Source organism: Pseudomonas brassicacearum subsp. neoaurantiaca, assembly GCF_013608025.1.
Taxonomy (GTDB): domain Bacteria; phylum Pseudomonadota; class Gammaproteobacteria; order Pseudomonadales; family Pseudomonadaceae; genus Aquipseudomonas.
The window spans coordinates 178,721-196,822 of record NZ_VDLV01000064.1 but is presented as its reverse complement, the minus strand read 5'-3'; the positions used below and the strand labels follow the sequence as shown (position 1 = coordinate 196,822).

Below are 18,102 nucleotides of genomic sequence, written 5' to 3'. Positions count from 1 at the left end.
ACCCGAGCCGGTTGCACCTTGGCCGCGAATGCTATTCAACAAATCAAATTAGGTGCAACCAGTTTCGTTGAAATAAGTTGCACCCAGTCGGAATCCCCCTACAAACGCCGCATTTTGCTCTCTTTTGGTGCAAAAAAGCTTCGTTTTCCAAACAGAGATGCACCAAGCAAGTGCAGGCGTGGAATGACGCCCTGTGCTTCCTGATGAGCTGCTCATTATTTCGACAAAAAACAGGTTGCACCCGGTTGCACCTCATTCATCCCGCAGCTAATCTTGCCGCCAGCTGATGCCACGCGGTACGTGGCAAACATGAGGATAAAAATATGGCTACCACCACCCTTGGGGTCAAACTCGACGACCCGACCCGCGAACGCCTGAAGGCGGCCGCAACCTCGATTGATCGCACGCCACACTGGCTGATCAAGCAGGCGATTTTCAATTACCTGGAAAAACTCGAGGGTGGTGCAACCCTGACCGAGCTGAACGGTTCCCCTCGCGCCGACAGCGATGACGCTGGCGACGTGCAGGTCGACCACGCTCACCAATGCTTCCTCGAATTTGCCGAGAGCATCCTGCCGCAGTCGGTCCTGCGCGCCTCCATCACTGCCGCTTACCGTCGCCCTGAGCCGGAAGTGGTGCCGATGCTGATCGAGCAGGCCCGCCTGCCGGCCGAAATGGCCGAAGCCACCAACAAGCTGGCGGCTTCCATTGCTGAAAAACTGCGTAACCAGAAAAGTGCCGGCGGTCGTGCCGGTATTGTTCAGGGCTTGCTGCAGGAATTTTCCCTGTCGTCCCAGGAAGGCGTAGCGCTGATGTGCCTGGCGGAGGCGCTGCTGCGCATCCCGGACAAAGGCACTCGCGACGCGCTGATCCGCGACAAGATCAGCACCGGCAACTGGCAGCCGCACTTGGGCAACAGCCCGTCGCTGTTCGTCAACGCCGCCACCTGGGGCTTGCTGCTCACCGGCAAACTGGTCGCCACCCATAACGAAGCAGGCCTGACCTCCTCGCTGAGCCGCATCATCGGCAAGAGCGGCGAGCCGATGATCCGCAAGGGCGTCGACATGGCCATGCGCCTGATGGGCGAACAGTTCGTCACCGGCGAAACCATCGCCGAAGCCCTGGCCAATGCCAGTAAGTTCGAAGCCAAAGGCTTCCGCTATTCCTACGACATGCTGGGTGAAGCCGCACTCACCGAGCATGACGCCCAGAAATACCTGGCCTCGTACGAACAAGCCATCCACTCGATCGGCAAAGCGTCCCACGGTCGTGGGATTTATGAAGGCCCGGGCATTTCCATCAAGCTCTCGGCCCTGCACCCGCGCTACAGCCGCGCCCAGTACGAACGCGTGATGGACGAACTGTACCCGCGCCTGCTGTCGCTGACCCTGCTGGCCAAGCAATACGACATCGGTCTCAACATCGACGCCGAAGAGGCCGACCGCCTCGAACTGTCCCTGGATCTGCTTGAGCGCTTGTGCTTCGAGCCGCAACTGACCGGCTGGAACGGCATCGGTTTTGTGATCCAGGCGTACCAGAAGCGTTGCCCGTACGTGATCGACTATGTGATCGACCTGGCTCGTCGCAGCCGTCATCGCCTGATGATCCGCCTGGTAAAAGGCGCCTACTGGGACAGCGAGATCAAGCGCGCCCAGGTCGAAGGCCTGGAAGGCTATCCGGTCTACACCCGCAAGGTGTACACCGACGTGTCCTACATCGCTTGCGCCCGCAAACTGCTGTCGGTGCCGGAAGTCATCTACCCGCAGTTCGCCACGCACAACGCCCATACCCTGTCGGCCATCTACCACATCGCCGGTCAGAACTATTACCCGGGCCAGTACGAATTCCAGTGCCTGCACGGCATGGGTGAACCGCTGTACGAACAGGTTGTAGGCAAAGTCTCCGAAGGCAAGCTGAACCGTCCGTGCCGTGTGTATGCTCCGGTTGGCACCCACGAAACACTGCTGGCCTACCTCGTACGCCGCTTGCTGGAAAACGGCGCGAACACTTCGTTCGTCAACCGTATCGCCGACCAGTCCATTTCCATCCAGGAACTGGTGGCCGATCCAGTGGCGAGCATCGAGCAGATGGCAACCCTGGAAGGCGGTTTCGGCCTGCCGCATCCGCGTATCCCGCTGCCACGCGACCTGTACGGCAGCGAACGCGCCAACTCCAGCGGCATCGACCTGGCCAACGAACATCGCCTGGCCTCGCTGTCCTGTGCCCTGCTCGCTACCGCCCATAACGACTGGAAAGCCGCGCCGATGCTCGGTTGCGCCGCCAGCGAAGGAACCCCGGCGCCGGTACTGAACCCGGCCGATCATCGCGACGTGGTCGGTCACGTCCAGGAAGCCACGGTCGAAGACGTCGACAACGCCATCCAGTGCGCCCTCAATGCCGCACCGATCTGGCAGGCCACGCCGCCGGCCGAACGCGCCGCGATCCTCGAACGTGCCGCCGACCTGATGGAAGGCGAGATCCAGCCGCTGATGGGCCTGCTGGCCCGGGAAGCCGGCAAGACCTTCGCCAACGCCATTGCCGAAGTGCGTGAAGCGGTGGACTTCCTGCGTTATTACGCAGTGCAGGCCCGCAACGATTTCACCAACGATGCCCACCGCCCACTGGGCCCGGTGGTCTGCATTAGCCCATGGAACTTCCCGCTCGCAATCTTCAGCGGCCAAGTCGCCGCCGCACTGGCCGCCGGCAACCCGGTCCTGGCCAAGCCCGCCGAACAGACCCCGTTGGTGGCGGCCCAGGCTGTGCGCCTGATGCTCGAAGCAGGTATTCCCGAAGGCGTCCTGCAATTGCTGCCGGGCCGTGGCGAAACCGTCGGTGCCCGCCTGGTAGGTGACGATCGCGTCAAAGGCGTAATGTTTACCGGTTCCACCGAAGTCGCCCGCCTGTTGCAACGCAACATCGCCGGACGCCTGGACAATCAGGGCCGGCCGATCCCGCTGATCGCCGAAACCGGCGGCCAGAACGCGATGATCGTCGACTCCTCGGCCCTGACTGAACAAGTGGTCATCGACGTGGTGTCCTCGGCCTTTGACAGCGCCGGCCAACGTTGCTCGGCCCTGCGCGTGCTGTGTTTGCAGGAAGATTCCGCCGACCGTGTCATCGAAATGCTCAAGGGCGCCATGGCCGAATCGCGCCTCGGCAACCCGGAGCGCCTGTCCGTGGACATCGGCCCGGTGATCGACGCCGAGGCCAAGGCCGGCATCGAGAAGCACATCCAGGCCATGCGTGACAAAGGTCGCACCGTGTACCAGATGGCGATTGCCGACAGCGACGAATGCAAGCGCGGCACCTTCGTGATGCCGACGCTGATCGAGCTGGAAAGCTTCGATGAGCTGCAGCGCGAGATCTTCGGCCCGGTGCTGCACGTGGTGCGCTACAAGCGCAAGGAGCTGGACCAGTTGATCAATCAGATCAACGCTTCTGGCTACGGCCTGACCCTTGGCGTCCACACCCGTATCGACGAAACCATCGCCAAGGTGATCGACAACGTCCATGCCGGCAACGTCTACGTGAACCGCAACATCGTCGGCGCCGTGGTCGGTGTGCAGCCGTTCGGTGGCGAAGGCCTGTCGGGCACCGGTCCGAAGGCCGGCGGTCCGCTGTACCTGTACCGCCTGCTGTCGACCCGTCCTACCGATGCGATCCAGCAATCCTTCGTCCGTGGCGATGCCTTGGCCGCGCCGGACCTGCGTTTGCGCGACGCCATGAGCAAGCCGCTGACCGCCCTGCAAGCCTGGGCAGACAGCCAGAAGCTCGCCGAACTGAGCGCCCTGTGCGTGCAGTTCGCCGCGCAGTCGCAGAGCGGCATTACCCGCCAACTGACGGGTCCGACCGGCGAACGCAACAGCTACGCCATCCTGCCGCGCGAGCACGTGCTGTGCCTGGCGGACGTGGAAGGTGATTTGCTGACGCAACTGGCGGCCGTATTGGCCGTGGGCGGCTCGGCTGTATGGCCGGAAACCGACACCAGCAAGGCCGTGTTTGCACGCTTGCCGAAGGAAATCCAGGCACGCATCCAACGGGTTGCCGATTGGACCAAGGACGACGTGGTGTTCGACGCGGTCCTGCATCACGGCGATTCGGATCAACTGCGCGGTGTCTGCCAGCAGGTTGCCAAGCGCGCCGGGGCTATCGTCGGGGTGCATGGTTTGTCTCAGGGCGAAACCAACATTGCCTTGGAACGTCTGGTGATCGAACGCGCGCTGAGCGTCAACACCGCAGCGGCGGGTGGTAACGCCAGCCTGATGACCATCGGCTAAACGCTGCAAACCAGGCACCTGCAATAGGTGCCTGGCAATACAAATCCCTGTGGGAGCGAGCTTGCTCGCGATAGCGGTGGGTCAGTCAGGAATGTTGTCGACTGGTACACCGCTATCGCGAGCAAGCTCGCTCCCACCGTTTTGATTAGTGTCGCCCCCACCTCTGCATCACTGTCATCAATCATCCTGTTCAGCCTATATCAGCCCCCCTAGACTCGGCCCATCCCAAGAAAAGGTAGGCCGCCATGTCCGAGACGCTGCTCAGTTCCCGCAATCTGGCTTTCGAGCTGTATGAAGTCCTTGATGCCGAGGGCCTGACCCAGCGCGAACGGTTTGCCGAGCACAACCGCGAAACCTTCGACGCGGCCATCGGCACGGCGCGCAGCATCGCCGAAAAATATTTCGCCCCTCACAACCGCAAGAATGACGAAAACGAACCGCGCTACGAAAACGGCCAGGCCATCCTGATCCCCGAGGTGAAACCGGCGGTGGATGCCTTCCTCGAGGCAGGTTTCCTCAACGCCGCGCGCAGCTTCGAGGCGGGCGGCATGCAACTGCCGACGTTGCTGTCCCAGGCTTGCTTCGCGCATTTCCAGTCGGCCAACGCCGCTTCGACATCCTATCCGTTCCTGACCATGGGCGCGGCGAACCTGATCGAGAGTTTCGGCAGCGATGACCAGAAACAACGCTTCCTGCAGCCGATGATCGACGGTCGCTTCTTCGGCACCATGGCCCTGACCGAACCTCACGCGGGTTCATCGCTGTCGGATATTCGTACACGCGCAGAGCCGGCATCCGACGGTACCTATCGGCTCAAGGGCAACAAGATTTTTATCTCCGGCGGCGACCATCCGTTGTCGGAAAATATTGTGCACATGGTCTTGGCGAAATTGCCGGACGCGCCGCCGGGTGTGAAGGGCATCTCGCTGTTTATCGTGCCCAAGTTCCTGGTCAACGACGACGGCAGCCTGGGCAAGCGCAACGATGTGCTGTTGGCCGGTTTGTTTCACAAGATGGGCTGGCGAGGCACCACCTCCACGGCGCTTAACTTCGGCGACAACGGCGAATGTGTCGGTTACCTCGTAGGAAAACCGCACCACGGCCTGAGCTACATGTTCCAAATGATGAACGAGGCGCGGATCGGCGTCGGCATGGGTGCGGTGATGCTGGGTTACGCCGGCTATTTATATTCCCTTGAGTACGCTCGCGAGCGCCCGCAGGGCCGCGTACCCGATAGCAAGGACCCGACCACCGCGCCGGTGCCGATCATCCAGCACGCCGACGTACGTCGCATGCTGCTGACGCAAAAGGCCTACGTGGAAGGTTCGTTCGACCTCGGCCTGTACGCGGCCCGGTTGTTCGACGACACCACCACGCTGGAAAGCGAAACCGAGCGCCGGCGCGCCCATGAATTGCTCGACCTACTGACGCCAATCGTCAAGTCATGGCCGTCGGAGTTCTGCCTGAAGGCCAACGAACTGGCGATCCAGATCCTCGGCGGTCACGGTTACACCCGCGAATACCCGGTGGAGCAGTATTACCGCGACAACCGCCTGAACCCCATCCATGAGGGCACCCACGGCATCCAGTCCCTGGATTTGTTGGGTCGCAAACTGGCGCAAAACGGCGGTGCCGGGCTCAAGCAATTGATTCGCCTGGTGGCCGACACCACCGAACGCGCCCAAGCGTACGAATCGTTAACGCCCTTGCGTCAGCCATTGGAAGCCTTGGTGGCACGCCTGCAAACAGTCACCCTTGGCCTGCTGACCGACCTGGCCCAAGGCAAGGTCAACAGCAGCCTCGCTAATTCGGCGCTGTACTTGAAGGTGTTTGGGCACATGGTGATCGGCTGGCGCTGGCTGGAACAGGCGATTCGTGCCGAGGAAGGGTTGGCCAAGGGGAACGCGGCGGATGTCGATTTCTACAAAGGCAAGCAGCAAGCGGCGCGCTACTTCCTGACCTGGGAAGTGCCGGGTTGCCAGCATGAACTAACGCTGCTCGAGGCGCGGGATGATACGTGCCTGGGGATGCGGGATGAGTGGTTCTGAGCCAGATTTAGCTGCGTAGCTGAATCATTCGCGAGCAGGCTCACTCCTACAGGGGTTCCGAGCGAACACAAGATCGGCGTACACCGCCGATTCATTGTGGGAGCGAGCCTGCTCGCGAAAGCGGTGGATCAGACAAATCTAACGCAACTGACACACCGCATTCGCGAGCAGGCTCGCTCCTACAACTGGATCGCCACCCATATCAGGCCTTATGAAGGTCAGGCCTGCTGAATCGTCTTGGCAATCACCTCGACCGTGGCGCTGACCTGCTCCTGGCATCGATCGAGCTCCGCCTGGTGTTGCTTTTGCATTTCGATCTGCTGCGAACACAGGTTCATGGCCGCCAGCACCAGCAGGCGGTCGCCGATCAATGTCGGGTATTTGCGCTTGGTATCGGCCAGGGCCGCCTTGAGCATCGAAGCGGCGTCCAACAGCGCCTGCTCCTGCCCGGCCGGCGCCTTGATTGAATAGTCTTCCCCCAGGATCGAGACGACCGTGACCCCATCGGCGCCGTGCTTCATGCGCCAACCGTTGCGCTGCTGGCGCGCTCGATCAGGGTCTGGATGCGGGCAGCGGTGCTGCCGTTCAATTCTTCCTGCTCCATCAAGCTCAGTTGCAGGCTTTCGTTTTCATCCTTGGCCTTGGCCAGTTCGGCGCTCAGGGTTTCGTTCAGGCCGGTGAGGTGACGGTTCTGTTGCACCAGGTCAGTGACCAGTTGCTCCAGTTGGCTCAGGGATGCTTCCAACATATTGATTTCCAGGCTTTTTCCAGGGGCGCGTACGATAAAGAAAAGTCATCGTCGACGCCACGACTTAGAGGCAGCGGCGCACCGCTCGCGAGCTGTAAAGACTGTGCAGGAGGGATCTGGTTCCGACCCTTCGTCGCTCCATCGACGCCGGAATGCGACAAAAGCACGCAGCGCCCTCAAGACTTCAGTCGCAGGACCGATAAGCCAGTTAACCAGTCACAACCCCGCACGGACGCGCTTCTTCACGGTAATTTCCATGTCCTTACGTAATATGAACATCGCGCCACGGGCGTTCCTGGGGTTTGCCCTGATCGGCGCCCTGATGCTGGCCCTGGGCGTGTTTGCCTTGAGCCAGATGAGCAAGATCCGCACGTCCGGCGAAAACATCGTCGAAAACAGCGTGCCGAGCATCAAGGCCCTGAACGAATTCACCCAACTGACCCTGCGCCTGCGCGTGCTGTCGTATCGCTTGCTGACGAACCGCGAAGCGGACGTCCAGCAGATCTTCGATCTGTTTGAACAACGCAACCAGCAGATCCGTACAGCTCAAAGCGCTTATGAAAAGCTCATCAGCGCTGCGGATGAGCGGGCCGCCTACGACCAATACGTGCAGTTGCTCAATCAGTACCGTCAGCTTGAAGAGCGCATGAAGACCCTTGCGCGCAACAACCAAGTCGATGAGCTGCGGACCCTGCTCAGCAACGACCTGCAGACCAATTCGGAAGCTGTCAACGCGGTCCTGGCTCGCCTGACCGAGATCAACAACCTGCAAGCAGAAGACTTTTATAAAGGCGCGGCGCAGCAGTACTCGACCGCTTTCACTTGGGTCGTGACAATGTTGATCGTTGCCACTGGCCTGACCCTGCTCTTCGCCTGGCTGCTGACCAACAGCATCACCAAGCCGATCGCCAACGCGTTGGACGCCGCCGAAGAAATCGCCAAGGGCAACCTGACCCGGCCGATCACCGTTGATGGCAGCGACGAAGCCGGCCGCCTGCTGCGCGCCATGGCGACCATGCAGGACAAACTGCGTGACACCCTGCAACGAATCTCCGGCTCGGCTACGCAACTGGCCTCCGCCGCTGAAGAGCTCAACAGCGTCACCGAGGAAAGCGCCCGTGGCCTGACCCAGCAGAACAACGAAATCGAACAAGCCGCCACCGCGGTCAACGAGATGACCAGCGCCGTGGAAGAAGTTGCCCGCAACGCGGTCAGCACCTCCGAAGCGTCCAGGAACGCCACCACCTCGGCAGGCGACGGCCGCGACCTGGTGCAGGAAACCGTTGGCGCCATCGAACGCATGAGCGCCGACGTACAAAGCACCGCCACGCTGATCGGCAACCTGGCCGATGAGTCCCGCGACATCGGCAAGGTGCTCGACGTCATCCGTGGCCTGGCCGACCAGACCAACCTGTTGGCCCTGAACGCCGCCATCGAAGCCGCCCGTGCCGGTGAAGCCGGTCGTGGTTTCGCCGTGGTTGCCGACGAAGTCCGCGCCCTGGCCCATCGCACCCAGCAGTCGACCAGCGAAATCGAACGCATGATCGGCAGCATCCAGAGCGGCACCGAACAGGCCGTGGACTCGATGCGCAACAGCACCGAACGCGCCGAATCGACGCTGAACATCGCCCGCGGTGCCGGCATGTCTCTGGACACCATCAACAGCGCCATCGTCGAGATCAACGAACGCAACCTGGTGATCGCCAGCGCCGCCGAAGAACAGGCCCAGGTGGCCCGTGAAGTGGACCGCAATCTGGTGAACATCCGTGACCTGTCGGTGCAATCGGCCACCGGCGCGAACCAGACCAGCGCCGCGAGCGCCGAGCTGTCGCGCCTGGCCGTGGATTTGAACAGCATGGTTGGGCGGTTCAGCGTTTAACCCGCGTATCGGTTGATTGCCCGCAGACAGTGGGTGATCAACAATCCAGCTTTTGTGGCGAGGGAGCTTGCTCCCGCTGGGCTGCGCAGCGGCCCCGTCCTTTAAAAGCGACGACTGCTTCGCAGCCGAGCGGGAGCAAGCTCCCTCGCCACAGTGTTCTCGATCAAACCCAAGGCTTCTACCTGGGATCGACGACATCCAACGCCCGGTTTGCCAATAACTCTCCTAGTTCGATCAACTGTTGCAGCCCCAGCGCAACGTGTCGCCGCGAGCCGTCCAGGTCGAACGCCAGATCGCCCGCCATCGCATTGGCTGAGGCCAGGGTTTCACTGAGGTTGGCTAATAGGCTTTCGGCATCGAGGCCCTCCACGACAGTGAATAGCTGGTCCGGAGCGGGTTTCTTGTCAGGCTGGGCGGGCTTGGGGTTCAGATAGGAATCAATGACACGCTCGGCATTGGCGTCAGCCGCGATGTCCAGATGCAGCGGGGGTGGGTCTGGGATGAGTTTGTCCATGGAATGCTCCTAACGTAAGTGAGAGCCGCCACGGTCGCTGCTAAACGAAGAGGTGGCAGCCATGCGCAGGTTAGCAGACCGGTACGTTAGGAAACCGGCGCACCCGAGGATGCCCTGCGCACAGCCGCCATAAAAATTCGAGCAAAAAAATGCCCGCACTGAATGGCAGTTGCCATGCGCCTAACGTAACTCCGAGCTGCTAAACCCGACCGCTGATTGGCAGCGGTGAGCACAGCCTAGGCACCGAAACCGGCAGGCGCAAGAGGCTGGAATTTTCTAGGAAATGTCCTGCAAGTCAATGGGGAACATTCCTTCAGTCCATTCCTACGACAAACCCCATCCAGCCCTCCCACACCGAAACAGATTGCGTACAGTCCGCCCGCCACCTGAACTGGCTCTCGTGGCGAGGGAGCTTGCTCCCGCTGGGCCGCGCAGCGGCCCTCGCTATTCATCGTCGACCATCCCTTGTGGCGAGGGGATTTATCCCCGCTCGAGTGCGAAGCGCTCGCCTGCTAACCGCATGGCAGCACAGTAATGGGGGCTGCTTCGCAGCCAGCGGGGATAAATCCCCTCGCCACAAGAGCTGTGCCCAGCCTCCTAGCTCCCAACCTTTTTTGACAGCATCACATTTCAACAGGTTAGAATCGCTGGCACGCAGACTGCATGGTCAGTTTGTGCCTGTCCCTTGATTCCCGGAGTACTGCCTTTGACCGCGACGACCATCAACAGCCTGTTCTTGATCGGCGCGTTGCTGGTGGGTGCGAGCATCCTGGTGAGTTCTCTTTCGTCCCGCCTGGGCATCCCGATCCTGGTGATCATCCTGGCCGTGGGCATGGTTGCCGGCGTCGATGGCGCGGGCATTCTTTTCGACAACTACGCAACGGCCTATCTGGTCGGCAACCTGGCATTGGCGGTCATCCTGCTGGACGGTGGCTTGCGCACGCGGGTCTCGAGCTTTCGCGTGGCGTTGTGGCCGGCGTTGTCGCTAGCGACGGTGGGCGTACTGATCACCACGGGGCTGACCGGCATGGCGGCGGCGTGGCTGTTCAACCTGAACCTGATCCAGGGTTTGCTGATCGGCGCGATTGTCGGCTCCACCGACGCCGCGGCGGTGTTTTCGCTGCTCGGCGGCAAAGGCCTGAACGAGCGGGTCAGCGCCACGCTGGAAATCGAGTCCGGCAGCAACGATCCCATGGCGGTGTTCCTGACCGTCACGCTGATCGGCATGCTCGCCAGCGGTGAAACCGGCCTGCATTGGAGCCTGCTCGGGCATCTGGTGCGCGAGTTCGGTATCGGTGCGCTGCTCGGCCTGGGCGGCGGTTGGCTGATGCTGCAATTGGTCAACCGCATCAACCTGGCCAACGGTCTCTATCCGATCCTGGTGATCAGCGGCGGCCTGGCGGTGTTCGCCCTGACCAACGCCCTGCACGGCAGCGGTTTCCTGGCGGTGTACCTGTGCGGCCTTGTGCTGGGCAATCGCCCGGTGCGCAGCCGCCACGGCATCCTTCATATGCTCGACGGCATGGCCTGGCTGGCGCAAATCGGCATGTTCCTGGTGCTGGGCCTGCTGGTCACCCCCCACGACCTGCTGCCCATCGCCCTGCCCGCCCTTGGCCTGGCCTTGTGGATGATCCTGTTCGCCCGGCCGCTGTCGGTCATGGTCGGGCTGTTGCCATTCAAGGCATTTCACGGTCGTGAAAAAGCCTTTATTTCCTGGGTCGGCCTGCGTGGCGCGGTGCCGATTATTCTTGCGGTGTTCCCGCTGATGGCCGGTTTGCCCCACGCGCAGCTGTATTTCAACCTGGCATTCTTTATCGTGCTGGTCTCGCTGCTGGTGCAGGGAACGAGCCTGCCGTGGGTCGCCAAGCTGTTGCATGTAACGGTCCCGCCGGAGCCTTTGCCGATTTCCCGGGCGGCGCTGGAAGTGCATGTCACCAGCGAGTGGGAACTGTTCATTTATCGCCTCGGTGCCGAGAAATGGTGCATCGGCTCACCGTTGCGGGACCTGAAAATGCCCGACGGAACCCGCATCGCGGCCCTGTTTCGTGGCCAGCAACTGCTCCATCCGTCGGGTAGTACGGTGTTGGAAGTCGATGATTTGCTGTGTGTTATCGGCCATGAACACGACTTGCCAGCCCTTGGAAAACTGTTCAGCCAGGCACCGCAACGGGGTCTGGATTTGCGCTTCTTCGGCGACTTCGTGCTCGAAGGAGATGCCCAGTTGGCCGCGGTCGCAGCCCTCTACGGGTTGAAGCTGGACGGCATCGATCCGGACATGACCCTGGGCCGTTTCATTGCCCAGAAAGTTGGCGGTGCGCCAGTAGTCGGTGACCAGGTGGACTGGAACAACACCCTGTGGACCGTCGCGGTCATGGACGGGAACAAGATCGGCAAAGTGGGCGTCAGATTCCCCGAAGGAAGTCGCCCGGGTCCCGGCTTGTTCCTCTAAACTGCTCCCCATTCTCACTTGCTTGACCGGTCTCTATGCCTACCCTGCGCTCCTTTTTCGCCATCGCCCTGCTCGGCCTGAGTCTTTCCATCTGCACGGTGCACGCCGCCGAACCGCCTACCAGCGATTCGGTCCAGGCGAGCCTGGACAAGATCGCCGATCGCAAACTGCCGGAGGCCGACCAGAAAGCCCTGCAGGCCGTCTTGCAGAACACCCTGACCCAGCTCAGCAACAAAGCCGACTACGAACAGAAGCTGGTGGCCCTCAAGCAGCAGTTGGCCAACGCACCCAAGCAGAACATTGAGAACCAGCGCGAGCTGGCACGGCTCAAGAACACCAATGTGGTGCCGGTGGCGCAACGCTACGCCAACCTGCCGATTCCCCAGCTGGAACAGATGCTGACGGAGCGTTCCACCCAGCAGAGCGACCTGCAAAAAGCCCTGGCCGATGCCAACAGCCTGGTCATCACCGCCCAGACCCGCCCCGAGCGCGCCCAGGCGGAAATCGCCAGCAGCCAGACCCGGATCCAGCAGATCAACGCCACTCTCAAAAGCGGCAGGGATGCAGGCAAAGCCTTGAGCGCCGAGCAGCGCGACCAACTCAACGCCGAGCTGGCGGCACTCAACGCGCTGATCCCCTTGCGTCGCCAGGAACTGGCCGGCAATAGCCAACTGCAAGACCTGGGCAACGGCCAGCATGACCTGCTGAGCGAAAAGATCGATCGCATGGAGCAGGAAATCCAGGACCTGCAGAACCTGATCAACCAGAAACGCCTGGCCCAGTCCCAGGAAACGGTGACGCAGCAATCCATCGAAGCGCAGAAGGCCGGCGGCAGTAGCCTGCTGGCGACCGAAAGCGCGAACAACCTGAAGCTCTCCGACTACCTGCTCAAAAGCACTGACCGCCTCAACGAAGTCACCCAGCAGAACCTGCAGACCAAGCAATTGCTGGACAGCGTCACCCAGACCGATGCCGCGCTGGACGAGCAGATCAGCGTGCTCAAGGGCAGCCTGCTGCTCTCCAAGATTCTCTACAAACAGCGCCAGACCCTGCCGCGCCTGAAGCTCGACCAGAACCTGGCCGACCAGATCGCCGACATTCGCCTGTATCAGTTCGAAGTCAGCCAGCAACGCGAGTTGCTGAACAACCCTGGGGCTTACGTCGACAGCCTGCTGGCGTCCCAACCGTCCGAGCAAGCCACTCCGCAACTGCGCAAGGCCTTGCTGGAGCTGGCCCTGACCCGGGTCGACCTGCTGGACCGCCTGAACCGTGAACTGAGCGCGGTGCTCAACGAATCCATCACGTTGCAGCTCAACCAGAAACAATTGCTCAGCACTGCCCAGAGTCTGCGGGCCACCCTTGAGGAGCAGATGTTCTGGATTCCCAGCAATAAACCGCTGGATTTCGAATGGATGCGTGGCGTGCCGGCCCGCCTGGAAAAACAAGTTGATTCGCTGCCCTGGGCCTCAAGCCTCAGCGAACTGGCCGATGGCCTGACCCAGCGACCGCTGTTGTTCCTGCCCCTGGCGCTGTTGATCGGCGCGCTGCTGTGGCGGCGCAAGAATCTGTATGCGCGCCTGAACAAGGTCCACCAGGATGTCGGCCACTTCAAGCGCGACAGCCAATGGCACACGCCCCAGGCGATCCTGATCAACATCCTGCTGGCGATGCCGGTGGCCCTGGCACTGGCCCTGTGCGGTTACGCCTTGCAGATCGACGCCCGCGGCCAGAACACCAACCTCGGCGCGGCGTTGTTGCAGATCGGGCAGGCCTGGCTGGTGTTCTACACCGCCTATCGAATCCTCTCCCCGGGCGGCGTCGCCGAGCTGCATTTCCGTTGGGAAAAACCCCAGGTCGAATTCCTCCAGGGCTGGATCCGTCGGCTCGGGCTGGTGGTCCTGGCCTTGGTGGCCGTGGTGGCGGTGGCGGAGTTGCAGCCATCAGCCCTGGCCGATGACGTGCTCGGCATGCCGGTGGTGCTGACCTGCTACGCCTCGATGGCCTGGCTGCTCAGCCGACTGCTGCTCAGCAGCCCGACGCACCAGAACACCTCGCTGTTCCGCAAGGCCGTCGGCGTGCTGTTCACCGCGTTGCCGATCGCATTGTTCGTCGCCGTCTGCTTCGGCTATTACTACACCGCGCTGAAACTCAGTGATCGCTTGATCAACACGCTGTACTTGCTGATGTTCTGGCTGGTGATCGAGGCCACGTTCGTCCGTGGCCTGTCGGTCGCGGCGCGACGCCTGGCCTACCAGCGCGCCCTGGCCAAGCGCCAGGCCGCCAAGGAGGCCGGCGATGGCGAAGCCGTGGTCGAGGAACCGACCCTCGACATTGAAAAAGTCAACGAACAGTCCCTGCGCCTGATCCGTCTCGCCTTGCTCGGCGGGTTCATGGCGGCGCTGTACTGGGTCTGGTCGGACCTGATCAGTGTGTTCTCGTACCTGGACAACATCACCCTCTACGAATACACCAGCGGCACCGGCGTCAACATGAGCATGGTGCCCATCAGCATCGGCGACATGCTCGGCGCGCTGATCATCATCGGCATCACCTTCGCCCTGGCGCGCAACCTGCCGGGCTTGCTGGAAGTGTTCGTGCTGTCGAAGCTGAACCTGGCCCAGGGCAGCGCCTACGCAACCACGACGCTGCTGTCCTACGTGATCGCCGGCGTCGGTTTCGTCACCACGCTGTCCACCCTCGGCGTGAGCTGGGACAAATTGCAATGGCTGGTGGCCGCGCTGTCGGTGGGCCTGGGCTTCGGCATGCAGGAGATTTTCGCGAATTTCATCTCCGGCATCATGATCCTGTTCGAGCGTCCGGTGCGTATCGGCGACACCATCACCATCGGCAACCTGTCGGGCACGGTCAGCAAGATCCGCATTCGCGCGACGACCATCACCGACTTCGACCGCAAGGACATCATTGTCCCGAACAAGACGTTCATCACCGGGCAATTGATCAACTGGTCGCTCACCGACACCGTCACTCGGGTCACGTTGAAACTCGGCGTGGACTACGGATCGGACCTGGACCGGGTCCGCGAACTCCTGCTCAAGGCCGCGCGTGACAATCCGCGCGTCTTGAAGGAGCCGGAGCCGATCGTGTACTTCCTTAACTTCGGCGAAAGCACCCTGGACCATGAGCTGCGCATGCACGTGCGCGACCTCGGCGACCGCAACCCGGTGCTGGACGAGATCAACCGTTTCATCAATCGGGAATTCAAGAAGGAGCACATCAACATCTCCTTCCGGCAGATGGAAATCTATCTGAAGAATCTCCAAGGCCAGGAATACAAACTGGTGCCTGCCGAGCCCGAGAAAAAGACCATCACGCCCGTGCCTTCGGCGGTCGCCAGCATCAAGCCGGTGCCCGAGCCGCCGCAGGACGCGCTCGACTGATAACGGGGTGCCTGCGGGCATCCCGCCGGAGACGGCCATGAAAACGCTGGAAACGCTGACCTTCGATAACCGTTTCGCCCGCCTGGGCGACGGTTTCTCGGCCCACGTGCTGCCCGAACCCATCGACAACCCGCGCCTGGTGGTTGCCAGCCCGGCGGCCATGGCGCTGCTGGACCTGGAGCCGGCAGAAGCCGAGACACCGCTGTTCGCCGAGATCTTCGGCGGCCATAAGCTGTGGGCCGAGACCGAGCCGCGGGCCATGGTCTATTCGGGTCACCAGTTTGGCCACTACAACCCACAACTGGGCGATGGCCGCGGGCTGCTGCTGGGCGAGGTGTACAACGAGGCCGGCGAGCATTGGGACCTGCACCTCAAGGGTGCCGGCCAGACGCCGTTTTCGCGAATGGGCGACGGACGCGCGGTGCTGCGCTCCTCGATCCGCGAATTCCTCGCCTCCGAGGCGCTGCATGCCTTGGGCATTCCGACTACCCGCGCGCTGTGCGTGATCGGCTCGGACACACCCGTATGGCGGGAAAAGCAGGAGCGCGCCGCCATGGTGCTGCGCCTGTCTCCCAGCCATGTGCGCTTCGGGCATTTCGAATATTTCTACTACACCAAGAAGCCAGAACTGCAGGCCACCCTGGCCGAGCATGTACTGAACCTGCACTTCGCCGAATGCCGGGAGCAGCCGGAGCCGTACCTGGCGATGTACCGTGAAATCGTCGAGCGCAACGCCGAACTGATCGCCAAGTGGCAGGCCTACGGTTTCTGCCACGGGGTGATGAACACCGACAACATGTCGATCCTGGGCATCACCTTCGACTTCGGGCCGTTCGCTTTCCTCGACGACTTCGACGCCAACTTCATCTGCAACCACTCCGATGACCAGGGCCGCTACTCGTTCAGCAACCAGGTGCCCATCGGCCAGTGGAACCTCAGCGCCCTGGCCCAGGCCCTGACGCCTTTCATCAGCGTCGAAGCCCTGCGCGAGACCCTCGGTTTGTACTTGCCGCTGTACCAGGCCCATTACCTGGACCTGATGCGCCGCCGCCTCGGCCTGACCGTCGCCGAAGAGGAGGACCAGAAACTGGTGGAACGCCTGCTGCAACTGATGCAGAACAGCGGCGTTGACTACAACCTGTTCTTCCGCCGGTTGGGCGATCGGTCGCCGGAACAAGCCGTCGCCACCTTGCGCGATGACTTCGTCGACTTGAAGGGTTTCGACGCCTGGGCCGAGCTGTACGTTGCCCGGGTCAACCGGGAAGGCCCGGTCGATCAAGATCAGCGCCGCGCTCGCATGCATGCGGTCAATCCGCTGTACGTGCTGCGCAACTACCTGGCACAAAAAGCCATCGACGCCGCCGAGTCAGGCGACTACGAAGAAGTCCGCCGCCTGCACACGGTGCTGAGCAAGCCGTTCGAAGAACAACCGGGCATGGACAGCTACGCCGAGCGCCCGCCGGAATGGGGCAAGCACCTGGAGATCAGTTGCTCGTCGTAGTCCTTCCGCCAGACACCTAACCCCGTGGCGAGGGAGCTTGCTCCCGCTGGGCTGCGAAGCAGCCCCGATAGCAATCCAAGCCTTCAAATAAAGGTTTCAACCGATACGCCAAAGCGTTCTGCCAACCAGCGAATCTGCCTTAAATTCAGCTGGCGCTTGCCGCTCAGCACTTCCGATACCACCGATTGGGCGCCGACACCTGGCAAATCGCTCTGGCTCAAACCGTGCTCACGCATCAGGTAACGAAGCGCCTCTACGCCACTGACCTTAGGCATTGGCCGGTGTTGCTGATCCCAGGCTTCGATCCATTCGCCGATAATGTCGACCAGGCTCATGAGCGGGTGGGCTTCGTCTTCGCCGACCAGTTCCAACAGTTCATCAAGGGCGCCGGCCAGGCGATCGTAATCTTCCTCACTCCTGGGCTTGCGCAGAAGAGGCGATACGAACTCCCAATGGGCAGCGACTTGTTCTATCAGTGCACTCATCCTTTTACTCCTTCCACTTGCCTCTATCGTATTCCCGATGGTCGAGCACGCATTTGATATAGAGGCGTTGGGGTCGGTATCGAATTACCGCTATCAGCCGCAACTTGTTTCCTCCGATGTCAAACACGTGTAGCGGACCGACCTTATCGGTTGCCGGAAATATGGACTTCATCGCCGCATAATCCGCCGGGCTGTTGCGCTTGATCAGCCGATACCATTGATCCAGCGCATTGGCAGAATGCGGCCATTTCTCCTTGGCCTCCCAAATGCGCTTCTCAGTGATCACATGCATGCAACATCCTTATCGCATTTTGCTATAGGGGAGTTAAACACAAAACTGGCGCATCGCAAATTGCGATAGCGCCAGCCAGATAGACGGGTTGATTTGCAGAATTTCAGCCTAGTCGCCGGAGGCTCTGATCATTTGGAAGAAATGTGAGCAGGTATGAGCCATTGCTCACCCCGCCTTGTCATTCCCCTGTTCGGGCGTCTCGATCCCTGATTCCGCCTCTTCTTCAGCCGGCTCCGCCTGCGGTTTTTCCTCGGGATAACCGGGCATGCCGCGAGCGTCTTCCGGGGTCAATTCATCGCGATCGTGACGACTGTCGGTTGCATAGGCTGGGGCGGCGTTGGGGTCTTCGTCGCGGCCGGCGGTGCCGAGGACGAAGCCGTCGTCATTGGGGTTGTCCAGTGCCTGGGGGGTGGTTGGATCTTGAGGGGTGCTCATGGGACCTCCTGGTTGTGAACAGGTATGCTTTTGAGGGCGCGATGCGCCTACAGTGCGGCGCACCTGATGAATGGCA

Annotated in this window: 12 protein-coding genes and 1 pseudogene; 7 read left to right on the top strand and 6 right to left on the bottom strand. The window is 61.5% G+C overall.

From position 1 onward, the window contains the following. Positions 1-323: 323 nt before the first annotated feature. Both putA and FHK92_RS27170 read left to right on the top strand, forming a co-directional pair. On the top strand, positions 324-4,277 hold the full coding sequence (putA, locus tag FHK92_RS27175; RefSeq protein WP_181290912.1) for a trifunctional transcriptional regulator/proline dehydrogenase/L-glutamate gamma-semialdehyde dehydrogenase: 3,954 nt from the start codon (positions 324-326) through the stop codon (positions 4,275-4,277). 245 nt (positions 4,278-4,522) lie between these two features. Continuing rightward, positions 4,523-6,325, top strand: a complete 1,803-nt coding sequence (locus tag FHK92_RS27170; protein ID WP_181290910.1) for an acyl-CoA dehydrogenase — start codon at positions 4,523-4,525, stop codon at positions 6,323-6,325. A gap of 218 nt (positions 6,326-6,543) precedes the next feature. Here the strand turns inward: FHK92_RS27170 and FHK92_RS27165 are convergent, their stop codons facing one another. Together FHK92_RS27165 and FHK92_RS27160 are read right to left on the bottom strand one after the other, a co-directional pair. Beyond that, positions 6,544-6,846 carry a cell division protein ZapA gene (locus FHK92_RS27165; RefSeq protein ID WP_181290909.1) on the bottom strand — a complete coding sequence of 101 codons (303 nt, stop codon included), beginning with the start codon at positions 6,844-6,846 and terminating at the stop codon, positions 6,544-6,546. Continuing rightward, a complete protein-coding gene (locus FHK92_RS27160; RefSeq protein ID WP_181290908.1) occupies positions 6,843-7,073 on the bottom strand; it encodes a hypothetical protein in 231 nt (76 codons plus the stop codon). Before FHK92_RS27160 ends, FHK92_RS27165 begins: the two co-directional genes overlap by 4 nt. A 256-nt stretch (positions 7,074-7,329) precedes the next feature. Between FHK92_RS27160 and FHK92_RS28240 the strand changes: the two are divergent. Together FHK92_RS28240 and FHK92_RS28235 are read left to right on the top strand one after the other, a co-directional pair. Beyond that, a pseudogene (locus tag FHK92_RS28240) lies at positions 7,330-8,049 on the top strand (MCP four helix bundle domain-containing protein); the annotation flags it as partial. Between the two features lie 30 nt (positions 8,050-8,079). Further along, positions 8,080-8,952, top strand: a complete 873-nt coding sequence (locus tag FHK92_RS28235; RefSeq protein WP_375154636.1) for a methyl-accepting chemotaxis protein — start codon at positions 8,080-8,082, stop codon at positions 8,950-8,952. Positions 8,953-9,130: 178 nt separating this feature from the next. Here FHK92_RS28235 and FHK92_RS27150 read toward each other — a convergent pair whose 3' ends face one another. Next, positions 9,131-9,466, bottom strand: a complete 336-nt coding sequence (locus FHK92_RS27150) for a DUF6124 family protein (RefSeq protein ID WP_181290904.1) — start codon at positions 9,464-9,466, stop codon at positions 9,131-9,133. A 706-nt stretch (positions 9,467-10,172) separates the two neighbouring features. On the opposite strand from FHK92_RS27150, the gene FHK92_RS27145 reads away from it, so the two are divergent. The 3 genes from FHK92_RS27145 to selO are packed head-to-tail and all read left to right on the top strand — an operon-like array spanning position 10,173 to position 16,814. Further along, positions 10,173-11,915 (top strand): potassium/proton antiporter, encoded by a 1,743-nt coding sequence (locus tag FHK92_RS27145; RefSeq protein ID WP_030140938.1) that lies wholly within the window; start codon positions 10,173-10,175, stop codon positions 11,913-11,915. A gap of 35 nt (positions 11,916-11,950) precedes the next feature. Further along, positions 11,951-15,313, top strand: coding sequence for a mechanosensitive channel MscK (gene mscK / locus FHK92_RS27140; RefSeq protein WP_181290902.1), 3,363 nt, complete (start codon positions 11,951-11,953; stop codon positions 15,311-15,313). Between the two features lie 37 nt (positions 15,314-15,350). Then, positions 15,351-16,814 (top strand): protein adenylyltransferase SelO, encoded by a 1,464-nt coding sequence (selO, locus tag FHK92_RS27135; protein WP_181290900.1) that lies wholly within the window; start codon positions 15,351-15,353, stop codon positions 16,812-16,814. A gap of 83 nt (positions 16,815-16,897) precedes the next feature. Here the strand turns inward: selO and FHK92_RS27130 are convergent, their stop codons facing one another. The 3 genes from FHK92_RS27130 to FHK92_RS27120 all read right to left on the bottom strand — a co-directional run bounded on the left by FHK92_RS27130 (position 16,898) and on the right by FHK92_RS27120 (position 18,026). Continuing rightward, complete coding sequence (locus FHK92_RS27130; RefSeq protein ID WP_181290898.1) at positions 16,898-17,299, bottom strand: helix-turn-helix domain-containing protein; 402 nt, start codon at positions 17,297-17,299, stop codon at positions 16,898-16,900. A 4-nt stretch (positions 17,300-17,303) separates the two neighbouring features. Then, positions 17,304-17,591: a type II toxin-antitoxin system HigB family toxin gene (locus tag FHK92_RS27125; RefSeq protein WP_181290896.1), complete on the bottom strand. Its 288-nt coding sequence runs from the start codon at positions 17,589-17,591 to the stop codon at positions 17,304-17,306. Positions 17,592-17,756: 165 nt separating this feature from the next. After that, positions 17,757-18,026, bottom strand: a complete 270-nt coding sequence (locus FHK92_RS27120; RefSeq protein WP_181290894.1) for a hypothetical protein — start codon at positions 18,024-18,026, stop codon at positions 17,757-17,759. Between the last annotated feature and the right edge of the window lie 76 nt (positions 18,027-18,102).